The sequence below is a fragment of the Bacteroides sp. Phil13 genome (genome assembly GCF_001940965.1).
GTDB classification, from domain to species: domain Bacteria; phylum Bacteroidota; class Bacteroidia; order Bacteroidales; family Bacteroidaceae; genus Bacteroides; species Bacteroides intestinalis.
Window position 1 is genome coordinate 164,398 of record NZ_MSHA01000072.1, and the last position, 18,299, is coordinate 182,696.

At 43.5% G+C, this 18,299-nt stretch carries 10 protein-coding genes; all 10 read left to right on the plus strand.

Annotated elements, in window-relative coordinates:
• Positions 1–246 precede the first annotated feature (246 nt).
• The 10 genes from BWI44_RS13700 to BWI44_RS13745 all read left to right on the plus strand — a co-directional run bounded on the left by BWI44_RS13700 (position 247) and on the right by BWI44_RS13745 (position 18,254).
• Positions 247–3,453 carry a SusC/RagA family TonB-linked outer membrane protein gene (locus BWI44_RS13700; protein WP_138291827.1) on the plus strand — a complete coding sequence of 1,069 codons (3,207 nt, stop codon included), beginning with the start codon at positions 247–249 and terminating at the stop codon, positions 3,451–3,453.
• 26 nt (positions 3,454–3,479) lie between these two features.
• A complete protein-coding gene (locus BWI44_RS13705) occupies positions 3,480–5,246 on the plus strand; it encodes a RagB/SusD family nutrient uptake outer membrane protein (protein WP_286814573.1) in 1,767 nt (588 codons plus the stop codon).
• Between the two features lie 131 nt (positions 5,247–5,377).
• Complete coding sequence (locus BWI44_RS13710) at positions 5,378–6,667, plus strand: DUF4995 domain-containing protein (RefSeq protein ID WP_117693265.1); 1,290 nt, start codon at positions 5,378–5,380, stop codon at positions 6,665–6,667.
• A 16-nt stretch (positions 6,668–6,683) separates the two neighbouring features.
• Positions 6,684–8,681: a heparin-sulfate lyase HepC gene (hepC, locus tag BWI44_RS13715; protein WP_195208447.1), complete on the plus strand. Its 1,998-nt coding sequence runs from the start codon at positions 6,684–6,686 to the stop codon at positions 8,679–8,681.
• 13 nt (positions 8,682–8,694) lie between these two features.
• Positions 8,695–10,305 (plus strand): sulfatase family protein, encoded by a 1,611-nt coding sequence (locus BWI44_RS13720; protein ID WP_021967665.1) that lies wholly within the window; start codon positions 8,695–8,697, stop codon positions 10,303–10,305.
• A gap of 15 nt (positions 10,306–10,320) precedes the next feature.
• Positions 10,321–11,949 (plus strand): Tat pathway signal sequence, encoded by a 1,629-nt coding sequence (locus tag BWI44_RS13725; protein WP_195208448.1) that lies wholly within the window; start codon positions 10,321–10,323, stop codon positions 11,947–11,949.
• A 26-nt stretch (positions 11,950–11,975) separates the two neighbouring features.
• A complete protein-coding gene (locus BWI44_RS13730) occupies positions 11,976–12,905 on the plus strand; it encodes an ROK family protein (protein ID WP_195208449.1) in 930 nt (309 codons plus the stop codon).
• Positions 12,906–12,919: 14 nt separating this feature from the next.
• Positions 12,920–14,203: a sugar MFS transporter gene (locus tag BWI44_RS13735; RefSeq protein ID WP_195208450.1), complete on the plus strand. Its 1,284-nt coding sequence runs from the start codon at positions 12,920–12,922 to the stop codon at positions 14,201–14,203.
• A gap of 9 nt (positions 14,204–14,212) precedes the next feature.
• Positions 14,213–16,819, plus strand: a complete 2,607-nt coding sequence (locus BWI44_RS13740; protein WP_502688837.1) for a DUF4962 domain-containing protein — start codon at positions 14,213–14,215, stop codon at positions 16,817–16,819.
• 16 nt (positions 16,820–16,835) lie between these two features.
• Positions 16,836–18,254 carry a sulfatase family protein gene (locus BWI44_RS13745; protein WP_278703971.1) on the plus strand — a complete coding sequence of 473 codons (1,419 nt, stop codon included), beginning with the start codon at positions 16,836–16,838 and terminating at the stop codon, positions 18,252–18,254.
• Positions 18,255–18,299: the final 45 nt, after the last annotated feature.

An 18,299-nucleotide genomic window follows, 5' to 3' on the forward strand; every position in this document is an offset into this window, starting at 1 on the left:
AACCTGTGAGAAGGGACATTTTTATCTATGATAAGAGCAAGATATAGAAACTTACTGATTAAACAGCACATCGTCTCAGGATACTTGTGAGGCTGTTTTTACACAAAAATGCTGTGTGGTGAACAATATTAATATAGAAAAAGAGTAAAAGTGGGAGAATCAAAAACAATGCTTTTACACCTTTTCTATCACATGTCGTATGTTTGCCTCGTAAAATTCTAAAATTAAACCTTAGATTTATTTATTATGTATAAATTAAAAGAATTATTTTTAATGTTTATCCTCGCTTTCGTTAGTATGATCACATACGCGCAAAGTCTGACAGTAACCGGTAAAGTACTTGATAGCGAAGGATATGAAGTGATTGGAGGCAGTGTCATCGTTAAAGGTGCTGCTGGTGTTGGAACTGTTACCGATCTAGACGGTAAGTATACTCTAAAGGTAAATGATGCATCTAAAGATGTATTAGTTTTCTCTTACGTAGGTATGACTTCGCAAGAAGTGAAAGTCAATAATCAAAGTGTAATAAACGTGACCCTGCAAGCTGACGCCGTATTATTGGAAGACGTTGTAGTAATTGGATATGCCGCTGTTCCTCGTAGAGATTTGACCGGATCGGTAACCTCAGTTAGCAGCAAAGAACTTTCTAAAGTACCTGTAAGTGATGTTACACAGGCTTTGGCTGGACGTATGGCAGGTGTGATGGTACAACAGAGTGAAGGTACTCCGGGTGCTTCCATTTCTGTACGTGTACGTGGAGGTATCTCTATCACTCAAAGCAACGAGCCCCTTTACATCATTGATGGCTTCCCTAGTGAAGACGGTATGTCAACCCTTGACCCCGCTGAAATTGAAACCATCGACGTATTAAAGGATGCTTCAGCCACTGCCATCTATGGTGCTCGTGGTGCCAATGGTGTAGTTGTAATCACAACCAAGAATGGTAGCAAATCAGGTGGCAAAGCTACGGTAACTTTCGACAGCTATGTGGGTGTTAAAAAGATTGCGAACAAGCTGGATGTGCTTAATGCCGGTGAATTTGTCAGATTAGATTACGAACGTACATTGTGGAGAATGGGTACAGGAGATTCCGGTGCCGATGGTATGACCAAATGGGAAGAAAGATATGGCAAGTTCAGTGATCTTGCTTCCATATATAATGGTCGGAAGGGTATCGATTGGCAAGATGAGACCTTGGGACGTAACGCTATTACACAGAACTATCGTGTAGGCGTATCCGGAAAGACGGAGAAGATGAATTACAGCCTGGCTTATTCATACTATAACGAAGAAGGTGCTATGGTGTACAGCGGTAGCAAAAAGCATAACATCTCATTCAACATGAACCATGAGATAAACAAATGGTTGACTGTAAATTCACGTATCAGTTACGACCAAATGCGCGTGGAAGGTATGGGCACATCGGAAGGTGGCGACCGCTTCAACAAGATGCAACACATCTTACAGTATCGTCCTACAGTAGGTATTATGGGGGTAGATGAAGATTTATTATACGGTGAAGATCCTCTATTAGCCGATGATAATGGCAACGTTATGCAGAATCCGTTAATTTCAGCGGCAGAAGAACTTAACGACAGGGAATGGCGTACTTTCCAGGCCAATGGTGGTGCTACTATCAAGTTGCTGAAAGGACTGTCTTTCCGTAGTACAGTAGGTATGCGTTATCAGACCCGTCGTAACGATGTATTCTATGGTGATGAGTCTATTACAGGTAAGCGTTCTAGTATTCAAGGTTCGATTACTAATTTAGAAAACAGCAGTTTCCAGACTTCTAATGTATTGACCTATTCTTGGAAAAACAAAATTCATGACTTTACAGCCATTGCCGGACATGAATATGTGGAAAGATGGTCACGCAGCTTTTCTGCAAGTGCCAGCCAGTTCCCAAATGATGAAATCGGTTTAGGTGACCTCTCACTGGGTGTTCCGGGAGTTCCCACTTCCAGTGAAAACTACGATGATAAACTGCTCTCATTCTTCGGACGTATCAACTACAATTTGATGGATAAATATCTTTTTACCGCTTCGGTTCGTGCTGACGGCTCTTCCAAGTTCGGTAAGAACAATAAGTGGGGTTACTTCCCGGCTTTCTCGGCCGCGTGGCGTTTAGGCGAAGAGGCATTTATCAAAGACTTAGGAGTCTTTTCTGATTTAAAATTCCGTATCGGTTACGGTCTTGCAGGTAACAATCGTATTGGCAGTTACCAAAGTCTTGCTCTCATGAGTTCCGTTACTGCTGCCAATGGCAACGGTGCACAAGCCGGCTATGCTTCCCGCCAAGTGCCTAATCCCGATCTGAAATGGGAGGCAAACAAGACATTCAACATAGGTATGGATTTTGGTTTCTTGAACCAGCGTATCACATTCTCTCCGGAATTCTACATTAATCGCAGTAGCAACTTGCTACTGAATGCCAAGTTACCTAACTCTTCCGGTTACACCAGTATGGTTATCAACGCAGGTGAAACTCAAAATACGGGTGTGGATTTGACTATCAATACGGCAAACATCGTATCCAAAGATTTTACTTGGAACACTTCAGTTACTTTCTCCCACAACAAAAATAAGGTAAAGAAACTGACAGGCGAAGATGTACAGTTGTATCTGGCTAACTTCGGTTATAGCGGTGCAGGGGCGTCCCATCAAATTGGGGTAAACCAACCGTTGGGACAATTCTACGGTTACGTAACTGACGGGTTGTATCAGGTGGAAGACTTCAATTACGATGCTACAACCAAAACTTATACATTGAAGGATGGTGTACCTTATCATGGCGACAAGAAGAATATCCAACCAGGTTACTGGAAGTTCAAGAACGTGGATGGTAGCGAAGACAACCAAATTACCGAAAGCGATAAAACCATCATCGGTAATGCCCTTCCTGATTTCTATGGAGGTATTAACAATACTTTCAGTTGGAAGGATTTCGACTTGAGTATTTTCTTTACTTATAGTTATGGCGCCGAAGTACTGAATGCTACCAAGCTAACCAACACTAAGACTGCCCTTACTAATAAAAACGTTTTATCGGTAGCTGATGATGCTCATCGCTGGGTGACCATTAATGCCAGCGGCGAGCTGATTACAAATCCTGAAGAACTGGCAGCAGTGAACCAAGGCAAAACAGTAGCTCATTTCGGTGATAATGGTTCAAACAACACCTACATTCATTCCTGGGCTATTGAAGATGCTTCTTATTTGAAGTTGAGTAATATCACTTTAGGGTATACCTTCCCCAAAAAAGTAATAAACAAGATCGGTCTGACCAAACTACGTTTGTATGCAACAGGCAATAATCTGTTTACATGGACTCCTTATACCGGTTTCGATCCGGAAGTATCTACTATGAGTAGCGCATTGACTCCCGGTGTTGATTTCGGTGCTTACCCTAGAAGCCGCTCTTTCGTATTTGGTGTGAACGTAGCATTTTAATTAGAATTTAAAAAGGGAATAATAAAATGAAAAACAAAATGATATATGCGCTTGGCGCAATGATGCTTGTAGGGGTTACTTCCTGTGACCTAACTGAAAAGCCCAGCTCATTCTACGAGAAAGATACTTATTTCGTAACAGAAGGAAAAGCCCAGATGGCCGTAGTCGGAATCTACGACTGTCTTGAAACTACAGACTATTATGGACAAAATATCATGCCGTTCTTTGGTTCGGACGATATGTTCATGGTACGTGGAACCGGTTCGGACGGAACCCGTCGTGATATATCTCACTATCTGTACAACGCTTCCAATACATGGATTGCCAGTGTGTGGAGATGTGCTTATCAGGCTCTCGACCGTGCCAATGTAGCTATTGCCAGCATTGAGGCAATGCCGGGTTTTGCAGAAAACAAAAATCTACAGGAAATTAACGGACAAGCTCGATTCCTCCGTGCCTACATAGCTTTTGACCTAGTGAAATTCTTTGGTGATGTACCGTTCAGCACGGAATATACGAATGGTTTTGGTAATACATCCAAGCCTCGTACCGACCGTGAGCTGATTTATGACCAGATCATCGAAGATTTGAACTATGCAAAAACGCATTTGAAATCCGGTCGTGAAGTGGCATCTTCTGAAATACCTTGTAACGGCGCTGCCCGTACTTTACTGATGCGTGTCTATTTGCAACGTGCCGGCTATAGCTTGAACCGTTCATCACGTCAGTTGACCCGTCCGGACGATACTGCCCGAAAGGGATATTTTGAAGCAGTGATTAAGGAATGGGAAGCTTTGAAGGCCGAAGGCTATCATAATTTTTATGCAAACGGTTATGAACAACTGTTCAAAAACTATTCTCAACTGACATTGGACAATCAGGAGTCTCTTTGGGAAATTGCTTTTGAACCCAACCAAGGTTTGAAGGATAATGCTGGTGTATGGGCAACTTACAACGGACCACTGGTAGATGCTCCAGGAAGTTACCCCGGCACAAGCAGTTATATGGGACGTGCCAATGCCTTCTTTGTAGTACTACCATATTGGAAGTCTTTCTATGAGTCAAATGAGGATGGAAGCATAAAAGATATACGCCGTGACGTAAATTTCGTGGACTATGCTATTAAGTGGAACAAAAATAAAGAAATTCAGGAAAAATCGCATACTTCTGCCGATATCAACAAAAATCTAAATAGATATCCGGGTAAATGGCGCAGAGAATGGATGGCTCCGGGCTTCGTAGATCCCAATAACACGGGTGTCAATTATGCTCCGTTGCGTTATGCCGATGCAGTTCTGATGGCAGCCGAAGCTTATAACGAAACCGGTAACACAACCGAAGCATGGAAATTATTGAATGATGTTCGTGTCCGTGCCGGTGCTACTCCTATAAGTACAGCTAATTATTCAAGCTTGTTAAAGGCTCCGAAGTTGTACGATTTACCATTCATTCCGGATGGTGACGATGCCGGCAAATTCCGTACAGCCTTGTATTGGGAACGTGCTTTTGAACTTTGCTACGAAGGTCAACGCAAATATGACTTACTGCGCTGGGGCATTCTGGAAGCATCTTTAAAAGCCGCCCAAAACTATATGGAATCATGGACCCCAGGACCTGATGAATATATAACGGATGCTGCACGTAAAGATTGGAATGCGGTGAAATGGGCTAAATCCAACTACGTAGCAGGCCACAATTTTACCACGGGAAAGCATGAACTTTATCCGATTCCATTGGCTGAAATTCAGTCGAATGCAGCTTTGAACGGTGAAAATAATCCGGGATTTGAGTAATTCCATTTCCTGAGTATGAACTGACAATGGATGGAGAAATGGAGGAACTGTAATTATGTTTATACTTTCTCCATCCTTGTACACAAGAACGATAATTTGAGCAGATATAACCTATAGAATATACATTATTTATGAAGAAATTTTTATTATTTTGTTACGCAGTTGTTACACTACAAGGATTCTCCAGCTGTTCATCCAGTCAACCTAAGGAAAATTATGGCTGGTTGAAAAATGCAATAGATACTTCTGTGCAACAACTGGAAAAAACAGTGGCCGATGTAGGGGATTCAGTCCTGTTACCCCGCTCCATCTGGACGGGATACGATATGGATTTTCTCTGTAGTCAATTACAAAGAGATCCTGCAACTTTCAAAGACTCCTTACGGGTAAAGCCTGTGAAAGATGCTCTGGGAAGCCGCAGATATTGCAGTTCCATCTATGATTGGACAAGTGGTTTTTTCCCCGGAAACTTGTGGTACGCGTATCAACTGACCGGCATTGAAGACTTGAAAAAGAGTGCTGCAAAATTTACGAATTATCTACATCCGGTGAAAGATTATAAAGGTACACACGACATAGGCTTCATGATGAATTGCAGTTATGGTAATGCATATCGTCTAGCCCCTGCTGACAGTATCCGTCAGATACTGGTGCAAACTGCTGATAATTTATGCGGCCGTTTTGATTCGAACATAGGTTGTATTCGTTCCTGGGATTTCGGAAAGTGGAACTTCCCTGTGATTATTGATAATATGATGAATCTGGATCTATTATTTTATGTCAATCATCTTACCAATGATCCCAAATATAAAGAAATCGCATTGAAACATGCTGAAACAACATTGAAGAACCACTTCAGAAACGATCATTCATCCTACCACGTAGTAAGCTACAATAACGATGGCAGTGTAGAAATGAAATGTACACATCAGGGGAAAAATGATGATTCTTCATGGGCACGCGGACAAGCCTGGGGAATATATGGATATACATCCTGCTATCGCGAGTCAAAAGATGCGGCTTTCTTGCAGCAAGCCAAAGATATTGCAGCATTAATCATGACACGTGTAAAGACTGACGATGCGATTCCTTTGTGGGACTATGATGCCCCGGATACACCGGAGACACCTCGTGATGCATCCGCCGCTTCTGTCACAGCTTCTGCCTTGATAGAACTCAGTACTCTTGTAGAGGATGGACAAGTCTATTTTGATTATGCAGAGAAACTACTCAAGTCTCTCTCTTCCGATGCTTACCTGGCAAAGGTCGGCACTAACCAGGGATTTATCCTGATGCACTCTACAGGTTCACTGCCTAATGGGTCTGAAATTGACACACCTATCAATTATGCCGATTATTATTATCTGGAAGCTTTAGCCCGATATATGCAGGTAAAAGGACTTGATTATAAATCGCTTTAAATGAATTTAAGATACCATGAAAATAACAAACTATATACTTAGTTTCACTTTTCTACTGGTTTCCCTATGTGCAGAAGCACAGCAGTTGCGAAAGGAAACTTTTGATTTACTGAATCTGGATTATCCGGGATTGGAAAAAGTAAAAGCTGCATGTGCTCAACAACAATGGGACGAAGCAGCCCAAGCTTTATTGGATTATTACCGCCAGCGTACCGGTATAGGGCATCCCGATATCGATATGAAGAATATCAAAATATCCAAGGAAGAACAAAAATGGGCTGATGATGCCTTGGAACATACATTTTTTGTACACAAAGGATATCAGCCTTCCTATAATTATGGCAAAGATATCAACTGGCAATATTGGCCGATACAAGACAATGAGTTGCGCTGGCAGTTACACCGTCACAAATGGTTCACCCCAATGGGAAAAGCATATAGAATCTCAGGGGATGAGAAATATGCCAAGGAATGGGCATATCAATATATGGACTGGATTAAGAAGAATCCTCTGACCACCGTAGAAAAAGAAGAATACGAACTTGTCAGTGCAGGTGAAGTAAAAGGGAATGCTGAAAATGTACGTTTTGCATGGCGTCCTTTGGAGGTGAGTAACCGTTTACAGGATCAAACTCTGCAATTTTTGTTATTTATTCCCTCAAAGGCTTTCACCCCGGAATTCCTGACTGAATTCCTGATTAATTATCACCGGCATGCACTACACATTCTGGGTAATTACTCAGATCAAGGCAACCACCTGTTGTTCGAAGCACAACGTATGGTATATGCAGGTGCATTTTTCCCCGAGTTTAAAGAGGCAGCCGGATGGAGAGAAAGTGGAATAAACATTTTAAACCGTGAAATAAAAAAACAAGTTTATCCGGATGGTGGCCAATATGAACTGGACCCCCATTATCATTTAGCGGCAATCAATATTTTTTGCAAGGCCCTACGTATGGCAGACGTCAATGGTTTCCGTCAGGAGTTTCCTGCTGAATACGTGAATACAGTTAAAAATATGATTGAGTTCTACGCTAATATCTGTTTCCCAGATTACAGTAATCCTTGTTTCAGTGATGCAAAATTAGGAGACCGCCCAGCAGAAATCCGCAATTATCAGGAATGGCTCAAACTGTTTCCGGATTGCGACTGGATCCGTTATTATGCTACTGAAGGTCGTGAAGGTTCTCCCCTACCCAATCTTTCTCATGGAGCCCTGACTTCCGGCTTCTTTACTTTCAGAAACGGCTGGAAACAAGATGCTACTGTAATGGTGGTAAAGGCCGGTCCCAAAGGTGAGTGGCACTGTCAACCGGATAACGGAACTTTTGAGCTCTGGTTCAATGGTCGGAATCTCTTTCCGGATAGCGGCTCATACGTCTATGCCGGTGACGATGAAGTGATGAAACTTCGCAACTGGTTCCGTCGGACAAGTTCTCATAATACCCTGACACTGAATGAGAAAAATTTACAGACCACACAATCTGTTACTAAGCTTTGGAACCCCGAAGGTAATGAACAAATCCTAGTAACAGAGAACCCTCATTATGAAGGCTTAAAGCACAGACGTTCTGTCTTCTTTGTAGACCAATCTTATTTTGTCATTGTCGATGAGGCCGTGGGAGATGCAAAAGGAACAGTGAATCTTAACTATCATTTATGTGAAGGCACTGTAAATGTAGACGATAAAAGTCATATTCTGACCACCGCTTACGACGGGTCAAGCAATATGAAGTTACAATGTTTTGCCGAAAAGAAAGCTTCGATGAGAGAAAAGGAGGGATGGCGTTCCACTGCTTATCGCGTACGTGTACCCCGTACTTCGGTTTCCTTTGATGTGGACAAAAAGGATTCGGAAGCTGTACGTTACATCACCATTATCTATCCTTCGAAAAATGCAGCTTCTTTTCCTGCATTCAAGGCTAAATTCCTGAATAAGAAGTTTGATGAGAATGGAGTGAAAATAGAAATATCTGTTGATGGAAAGAAACGTCAATTGGAGTATAAACTATAAGAAGACTTTTATTATGAATCGCTTATCATATTTATTGTTGCCTCTCACTGCCATCGGAGTCTCCGCTTGCAGCTCCAATAAGACCAAAGAGGAGGTAAAACGTCCGAACATTATCTTTATGATGACAGACGACCATACAACGCAAGCCATGTCATGTTACGGTGGACGTCTCCTTCAGACTCCCAATATGGATCGGATTGCCAGTGAAGGTGTTCGTATGGATAATTGTTATGCGGTCAATGCTTTATCCGGTCCGTCAAGAGCTTGTATCTTGACGGGCAAATTCAGCCACATCAACGGATTCACAGACAATGCCAGCACTTTCGATGGCAACCAACAGACTTTTCCCAAATTGTTACAAGCTGCCGGTTACCAAACTTCAATTGTCGGCAAATGGCATTTGATTACCGAGCCTCAGGGGTTTGACTATTGGTGTATCCTGACCGGACAACATGAACAAGGGGACTATTATAATCCAGACTTCAACGAGAATGGAAAGCAGATTGTAGAGCAGGGATACACCACTGACATTATCACAGACAAAGCTATCGAATATCTGGAACATAGAGATAAAAGCAAGCCTTTCTGTATGATGTATCATCAGAAAGCCCCACACCGTAACTGGATGCCCGCTCCCCGCCACTTGGGGATGTTTAACAATACCGTGTTCCCCGAACCCGCCACACTTTTCGATACATACGAAGGTAGAGGCTCTGCTGCCAGGGAACAAGATATGTCCATTGAACACACATTGACCAATGACTGGGATCTGAAACTGCTGACCCGTGAAGAAATGCTAAAGGATACAACGAATCGCCTCTATCAGGTCTACAAGCGTATGCCGACTGATGTACAGGATAAGTGGGACTCGGCATATGCACAACGTATTTCAGAATATCGTAATGGCAATTTAAAGGGAAAAGAACTGATCAGCTGGAAGTACCAGCAATATATGCGCGATTATCTGGCAACTATCGTAGCCGTAGACGAGAATATAGGAAGACTGATCAGCTATTTGGAGAAAACCGGTGAACTGGACAATACAATCATTATCTATACTTCGGATCAAGGTTTCTTTTTGGGCGAACATGGCTGGTTTGACAAACGCTTTATGTATGAAGAATGCCAGCGTATGCCACTAATCATCCGCTATCCGAAAACAATCAAGGCAGGCAGTGTATCAAGTGCCATTGCCATGAATGTGGATTTTGCTCCCACATTGCTGGATTTTGCCGGGGTAGATATACCGGCGGATATTCAGGGACAGTCTCTCAAACCTATTCTGGATAATGAAGGGAAAACTCCGACAGACTGGAGAAAAGCTGCCTATTACCACTATTATGAGTATCCAGCAGAGCATTCAGTAAAAAGACATTATGGCATTCGTACTGCTGATTTTAAACTGATTCACTTCTATAATGATGTGGACGAGTGGGAAATGTACGATTTGAAGAATGATCCGAATGAATTAAATAATGTATTTAACAAATCGGAGTATGCCGACAAACGGACAGAACTGATGTCACTACTGAAAGAAACCCAAAAGCAGTATAAGGATGATGATCCAGATGAAAAAGTAAATGAGCTGTTCAAAGGCGACAGACGATTAATGAAAAACAGATAATCTATAAAAAATACCATGAATAGAAGAAATTTTTTAAAAAATACAGGCTGGTCCCTTATCGGATTGGCAGCTTCCGGCAGTTTATTATCTGCATGTCAGCAGGGAACTGTTGCAGGAAAGAAAATTATGCCCTCTGCCAGTAATCTGAAATATTTCTGGGGAGATCTACATAACCACTGTAACATAACCTACGGCCATGGCGACATGCGTTCTGCGTTCGAAGCCGCCAAGGAACAATTGGATTTTGTATCTGTCACCCCACATGCCATGTGGCCTGACATTCCCGGAGCAGATGATCCTCGCCTGAAGTGGGTGATTGATTATCATACCGGTGCTTTCAAGCGCTTGCGCGAGGGAGGTTATGAGAAATACGTGGCCATGACCAATGAGTACAATAAGGAAGGGGAATTTCTAGCCTTTGTAGGTTATGAGGCACATAGCATGGAACATGGCGACCATGTAGCCCTGAATTATGACTTGGATGCACCGTTGGTGGAATGTACCTCCATTGAAGACTGGAAACAAAAAGCCCGCGGACATAAAGTATTTATAACTCCACATCACATGGGTTACCAGACGGGCTACCGCGGATATAACTGGAACTTCTTTACGGAAGGAGACCAGACTCCGTTCGTAGAGATGTATTCCCGCCATGGATTGGCAGAGAGCGATCAGGGCGATTATAATTATCTGCATGATATGGGGCCTCGCCAATGGGAAGGTACAATTCAATGTGGATTGGAGCAAGGCAAGAAATTCGGTATTATGGGCTCGACAGACCAGCACGCCGGATATCCGGGCAGTTATGGTGATGGGCGTATAGGCATACTGGCAGAGTCATTGACCCGTGATAAGATCTGGGATGCCATGAAGAACCGTCACGTTTGTTGTGCTACCGGTGATAAGATCAATATAGATTTTCGTCTGAACGACGCTTTTCCAGGCGACGTGGTACGGGGTAACAGTCGCCGTATTTATTTGAATGTGGAAGGCGGCAGTTGCATTGATTATATAGACATTGTCAAGAATCGAAGATGCATAGCCCGTTTAAGTGGTCCGTTATTGCCCGAAATGCCGGAAGGAGACATGGTACGTTGTAAGGTAAAGATTGAATTTGGATGGAATCGTGAAGAGCAGTACGTACACTGGCAAGGAAAACTATCTATCAGCAAAGGAACTATCAATGCTGTGGAACCTTGCTTCCGTGGCGCTGCCTTCACCTCTCCGCAACCGGGAGAATCCGAGTTTGAAACAAAGGTCAACCGTATTGTGTCCGTTACGGACAAGGATACGGAGTTGGATATGTACAGTTCCAAGAATCCGAATACCACCACTCCCGCCATGCAGGCTGTCATTCTGGATGTCACTATGCCTATAGACGGTATGATTACGGCAGAATTCAACGGCAAGAAGTTTGAACATTCATTGGGCGAACTTCTGGAAGGTTCCCGCTCCCATTTTATGATCGGATGGCTTAGTGAAGCTATTCTATTCAACCGTGCAATGCCGGAAAGTTGCTTTATGGTTGAACATTATATGGAAGATACTGAACCTGAAAGAGATACGGACTATTACTATGTCAGAGTTCGCCAGCGTGACCAGCAATGGGCGTGGAGCTCTCCTATATGGGTAGAAAGAATATAATGTTTCCTTATTTGATACAATAAATTATGGAATACGCAATTGGCATTGATTTAGGTGGTACATCTATAAAATATGCTTTGGTAGATAAAGCGGGTAATTCTTTCTTTGAGGGAAAATTACCCTCTTTTGCTTCTGTTTCGGCTGCGAAAGTGATGGAACAACTGATAAAGGCTGCCACTTTGCTGAAAGATGAAGCTGCCAAACAGGACTGGAACGTACTGGGCATAGGACTTGGCACGCCGGGAATTGTAGATGAAACAAACCGTATCGTACTGGGAGGTGCGGAAAATATTATCGGCTGGGAAAATATAGATGTAGCCTCCCTTATGGAGAAACAGATGAGTCTACCGGTAGTTGTTGGAAATGATGCCAACCTGATGGGACTGGGAGAAACGAAATACGGTGCAGGAAGAGGTTGTACCCATGTGGTGTTTCTGACTGTGGGAACCGGTATCGGCGGAGCTGTCATCATTGATGGCAAGTTGTTCAATGGATATGCTAACCGAGGTACGGAATTGGGGCATGTACCGTTGATTGCCAACGGTGAGCATTGTGCCTGCGGGGCAATCGGCTGCCTGGAGCATTATGCTTCGACTTCCGCCTTAACAAGACGTTTTAGCATATTGGCAAAAGAGCAAAATTTGAGTTTTGATACGGAGATAAACGGGGAATTGATTGTTCGCCTCTATCATGAAGATTTCCCGCTGGCTGTCGAGTGCATGAACGAACACTTTTACTATTTGGGAAGAGGAATTGCCGGCTTCGTCAATATCTTCAGTCCCCAACGGATTGTGATAGGAGGAGGTGTTGCAGAATCTGGCAGTTTCTATTTAGAGAAAATAAGGGCGGTAGTCAAAAAGCACGTAATAGCAGACTGTGCCCTGAATACCAAGATTGTGGCTGCCGGATTGGGCAATAAAGCCGGTCTTATAGGTGCAGCATCACTAATTCTATAAACAAACGAATTATTATGAAAAATAACAAGAAATGGGGTATGCTGGCATTGATAATGATGTTCTGGTTTACCATTTCCTTCATTACAAACATTCTCGGACCGTTAATTCCTGACATTATCCATAACTTTGAGCTGAAGGATTTGGCAATGGCGGGATTTATCCCGACTTCCTTCTTCCTGGCTTATGCCATCATGTCGATACCGGCAGGCATACTGATAGATAAATATGGAGAAAAGCCGGTGCTGTTTACCGGTTTCCTTATGCCATTTATCGGAACCGTCTTGTTTGCGTGTTTACCGTTTTATTCGATATTACTGGTGTCTTCCTTTATCATCGGCTTGGGAATGGCCATGTTGCAGACCGTAATTAATCCTTTGCAGCGTGTTGTCGGTGGAGAGGAGAACTACGCATTCATAGCCGAATTGGCACAATTTGTGTTTGGAGTAGCATCGTTTATCAGTCCCTTGGTTTACACTTGGTTAATACATGCGCTGGCACCGGGAGTCTATCAGCCGGGAAAGAATTTCCTGCTTGATATTCTGGCAGACATCACTCCAGTCACTCTTCCCTGGGTTTCCCTTTATTGGGTATTCACAGTGTTATTGCTGATTATGCTGCTCGTTGTGTCATTGGTTCACTTCCCGCACATTAAACTGAAAGATGATGAACGTAGCGGTTCTTCGGCTTCCTACAAGAAACTGTTCCGTCAAAGATACGTATGGCTTTTCTTCCTAGGAATCTTTTGTTATGTCAGTACGGAGCAGGGAGTTTCTATTTTTATGAGTACTTTTCTGGAGCAGTATCATGGTATTGATCCGAAGACCGTGGGTGCGCAAAGTATCAGTTATTTCTGGGGTTCAATGACCGTCGGATGCTTATTTGGCATGTTCCTGCTGAAGTTGATAGACAGCAAGCGTTTGCTGCAAATATCGGGCATACTTTCCATGGGGTTACTGTTAATCGCATTATTCGGTTCTGCGGAAATGGCGGTATGGGCCTTTCCGGCAATAGGCTTTTGTATCTCCATGATGTACTCCATAGTGTTTTCACTTGCCCTGAATACAGTAACCCAGAATCACGGTTCTTTTGCAGGTATCCTCTGTTCCGGAATAGTGGGAGGTGCAGGTGGCCCGCTGCTCGTCAGCCTGGTATCCGACGCTACTTCGTTGCGAACAGGAATGTTGCTTATTCTGATTTTCATGGGATACATTACGTTTATCGGCTTCTGGGCACACCCTTTGGTTAATAATAAGACAGTTAGCTTGAAAGAGCTGGTCACCTTCAAAAAACAAAAATAAGATTCTGAGATGAAAAAGATAGTCTTGGGCTTATCAGCCCTCTGCCTGTTAATGGCATGTGGCAGTTCCGAGCAACCTGCCGTGATAAAGGTTTCCGAAGAAACATTGATGCATGAAGTTCGTGCAACTCCCTCTCCTGCCGATGGCACATACGTCAAGGTGAATCCACCGCGTTTCATGTGGCCGGACAAATTCCCTCATTTAGGTCCAGTGCTGGATGGAGTTCCGGGACAAGTAGATGAAAAGCCCAAAGTAGTTTACCGGATTCGTATCTCCCAAGACAAGAATTTCCGGAAAGATGTCCTTACCGGTGAACGTGCCTGGGCTTTCTTCAATCCTTTCCAGTGTCTGGCACAAGGGAAATGGTATTGGCAATATGCTTATGTTACCCCCGAAGGTACTGAAGAATGGTCGCCGGTTTACCAATTCTATATAGATAAAGATACACCGGAATTCAATCCGCCGACTTTGGAAAAAGTCTTGGCAGAATATCCTTCCCATCACCCGCGTGTGTTGCTGGATGCAGCTGACTGGGAAAAGATTATAGCGAAAAATAAAAATAATCCGGAAGCCCGGGCTTATATGGACAAGGCTTCCCAATGCATTTCCCGTCCGTTGAAGCATCTTCAGGAAGAGATCGATACCACGAATGTAGTTACGTTGACCAACATTGTGCAGCGTGAATCGGCCCTCATCCGCGAGAGCCGTAAGATTGTAGACAGAGAAGAGGCCAACGTGGAAGCATTGGTTCGTGCTTATTTGCTGACAAAAGACGAGAAGTATTACCAGGAAGGCATTAACCGCCTGAGTGAAATTCTTTCCTGGCAAAAAAGCAAATACTTTGCAGGTGACTTTAACCTGTCCACCCTATTATCTATGAGTACATCCGCGTATGACGGATTTTATAATTTACTGTCACCGGAAGAGAAACAACTGCTGTTGGATAACATCCGCAGAATTGGAGACAAGTTCTATAATGAATACGTGAACCATCTGGAGAACCGTATTGCAGACAACCACGTATGGCAGATGACTTTCCGTATCCTGACGATGGCGGCATTCGCTACGGTCGGTGAAATACCGGAAGCGTCCGTATGGACAGATTATTGTTATAATGAATGGATTTCACGCCTTCCGGGCCTGCATAAAGATGGTGGCTGGCACAATGGGGATGCTTATTTCCATGTAAATATACGTACCTTGATAGAGGTACCGGCCTTTTTCTCACGTATATCCGGCTTCAACTTCTTTGCAGATCCGTGGTATAATAACAATGCCTTATATGTTATCTATCAGCAGCCTCCCTTCTCTAAGTCCGGAGGTCATGGCAATTCACATGAAGGACAACGCAGTCCGAACGGAGGGCGCGTAGGATATGCCGATGCCCTGGCACGCGAATGTAACAATCCGTGGGCAGCTGCTTATGTACACGAAATTATGCAGGAAGACCCTGACATCCTGTCGAAAGCTTTCGAAGCCAAACCAGCAGATTTGACCTGGTATCGCTGCATAACCCCGAAGGAAAGGCCTGCTTATAGTAAACATCTGTCGGAACTACCGGAATCCAAAGTCTTCAAACAAACAGGTACTGCCCTGATGAATACCGACATAGGGCATCATGCCAACAATGCCATGCTTTCTTTCCGAAGCAGTCCTTATGGTTCCACATCCCATGCCTTGGCCAATCAAAACGCTTTCAACACCTTCTTTGGGGGTAAAGCTATCTTTTATAGCAGCGGACATCGTACCGGATTTACAGATGATCATTGTATGTATGCCTACCGGAATACCCGTGCCCATAATTCCATATTAGTAAACGGTATGGGTCAAAAGATAGGGACAGAAGGCTATGGTTGGATTCCCCGCTACTATGAAGGTGAAGAAATCTCTTACGTTGTAGGCGATGCCTCCAACGCCTATGGGAAAGTAGTTTCTCCGTTGTGGCTGGAACGCGGACGTTTGTCCGGCACTCAATTTACACCGGAGAAAGGTTGGGATGAAAATAAGCTGGAATTCTTCCGAAGGCATATCGTTCAGCTCGGACGTTCGGGTTTGTTTGTTGTTTACGATGAACTGGCCGGCAAAGAACCGGTAGAATGGAACTATCTGCTACATACGGTGGAACTACCTATGAAGGTGGTTAAGGAAGAAGGAGGATTGCGCATCTTGGGTAAGAATAAAGCGGATGGAATATCGATAGCTCATTTATATTCTTCACAGGAGATGACTTATGCACAAACGGATACATTCTTTGTAGCCGCCCTTGACTGGAAAAAGCGTCTTGGCAAGGCTCTTCCTAATCATTATCATTTCATGGCAACGACAACTCCTTGCAATAAAGTGTTTTTTCTCAATATAATCGATGTACATGGAAACAACCGTATCGATGCCGTGATAAATCATCAGGGAAATCGCATTACAGTAGAAGGATGGGACATTGAATGTAATCTGGATAGTGAAGGTAAAGCGTTCCTGCACATAGAGAACAAGCAGAATGGCGCTTCACTGGACTTCAATTATAATTCGAATAAGGGTGCTACGACTATCGTCGATCAGGTAGACGGAAAGAGAATAGAGAAAAGACTGGTTGATTCCTTACCGGAACCTGAAATATAAAACCGAGTATTAAATCATGAAAGTTAATAATATGGTAAAACAAATTCCAATGAAGCATCTGGCATTTTTTTCTTTGCTATGCTCTTCTGCGGCCTCCGCTGCCGAACGTCCCAATATCATCTATATATTCACGGATCAACAGACAGCCAGCGCCATGAGTTGTGCCGGAAATCCGGATCTGCACACTCCCAATCTCGACCGATTGGCAGCGGCTGGCATAATGTTCAATAATGCTTATTGCACTGCTCCGCTTAGTGGTCCTTCACGTGGAGCCATGTTTACAGGGCATTATCCGGATGCAGTAGGACTGTCAGTCAATGGCTCACCGATGCCCGACTCTCTCAGGACACAGACATTAGGCACCTTAATAAAGAATGCCGGATATGATTGTGCTTATGGCGGTAAATGGCATCTCCCTCTTCTTGATGTCCCCGACAAAGAATACGGCTTCGACAACATATACAAACATAGTGACGACGGACTGGCGGAAGCCTGCGCCGAATACCTCTCACGCAAACATAAAAAGCCGTTTTTTCTAGTAGCTTCTTATGACAATCCGCATAATATCTGCGAATACGCGCGGAGCCAAAACTTCCCTTATGGAAATATCGATACGCCTGATATACGGGACTGCCCGGGAGTACCTGCCAATTTCGCCAAGAATCCTTACGATGCCGATGTCATTGAAAGCGAAAGAGCAAACAATTATAATGTATATCCAACTGCTGGTTTTACTCCCGAAGACTGGCGTATGTACCGTTATACCTATTATCGTCTGGTAGAAAAAGTAGATAAGGAGATCGGAAAAATTATTGATGCCATTGATAAGAATGATCTTTGGAAGAATACAGTAGTGATCTTCTCCAGTGACCACGGAGATGGTATAGGGGCTCACCATTGGAACCAGAAATCCGCTTTATATGAAGAAGTTATCAACATTCCTCTTATCGTAACCCTACCCGGCAAGAAGAATGCAGGCAAAGTATTACCTCAGCTTATCAGTAACGGTATAGATTTCTTCGCTTCCGTATGCGACTGGGCAGGTGCCAAAATGCCGGAGGGGGCAGCCGGAAAGTCTTTCCGGAAAATTGTGGAAGAAGGTAACCCACAAGCCTTGCATCAAGAATATATCATCACCGAAACACGGTTTGACGGTAGCAAGACAAGGGGCTGGGTGGTACGCAGTGAACGTTATAAATATGTGCTTTATGATAAAGGAAGACATCGTGAACAACTGTTTGATATGCAGAATGATAGAGGGGAAATGAGAAATCTGGTTATGGAAAATGCATATAATCAGGAACTACAAAGACTTCGTGATGTCCTTGAAAAGTGGATGAACGCCTATGACATACGTCCAAGCCGCCCAAAACTGCACGATGTTCCCGGGAAAAAGCTGAAAAGTACAACTCGATATCAGACAGCTTATAAATAGATAAGAAATCCTGGCATATAATATGGGGGAAGATTTTCCTCATAT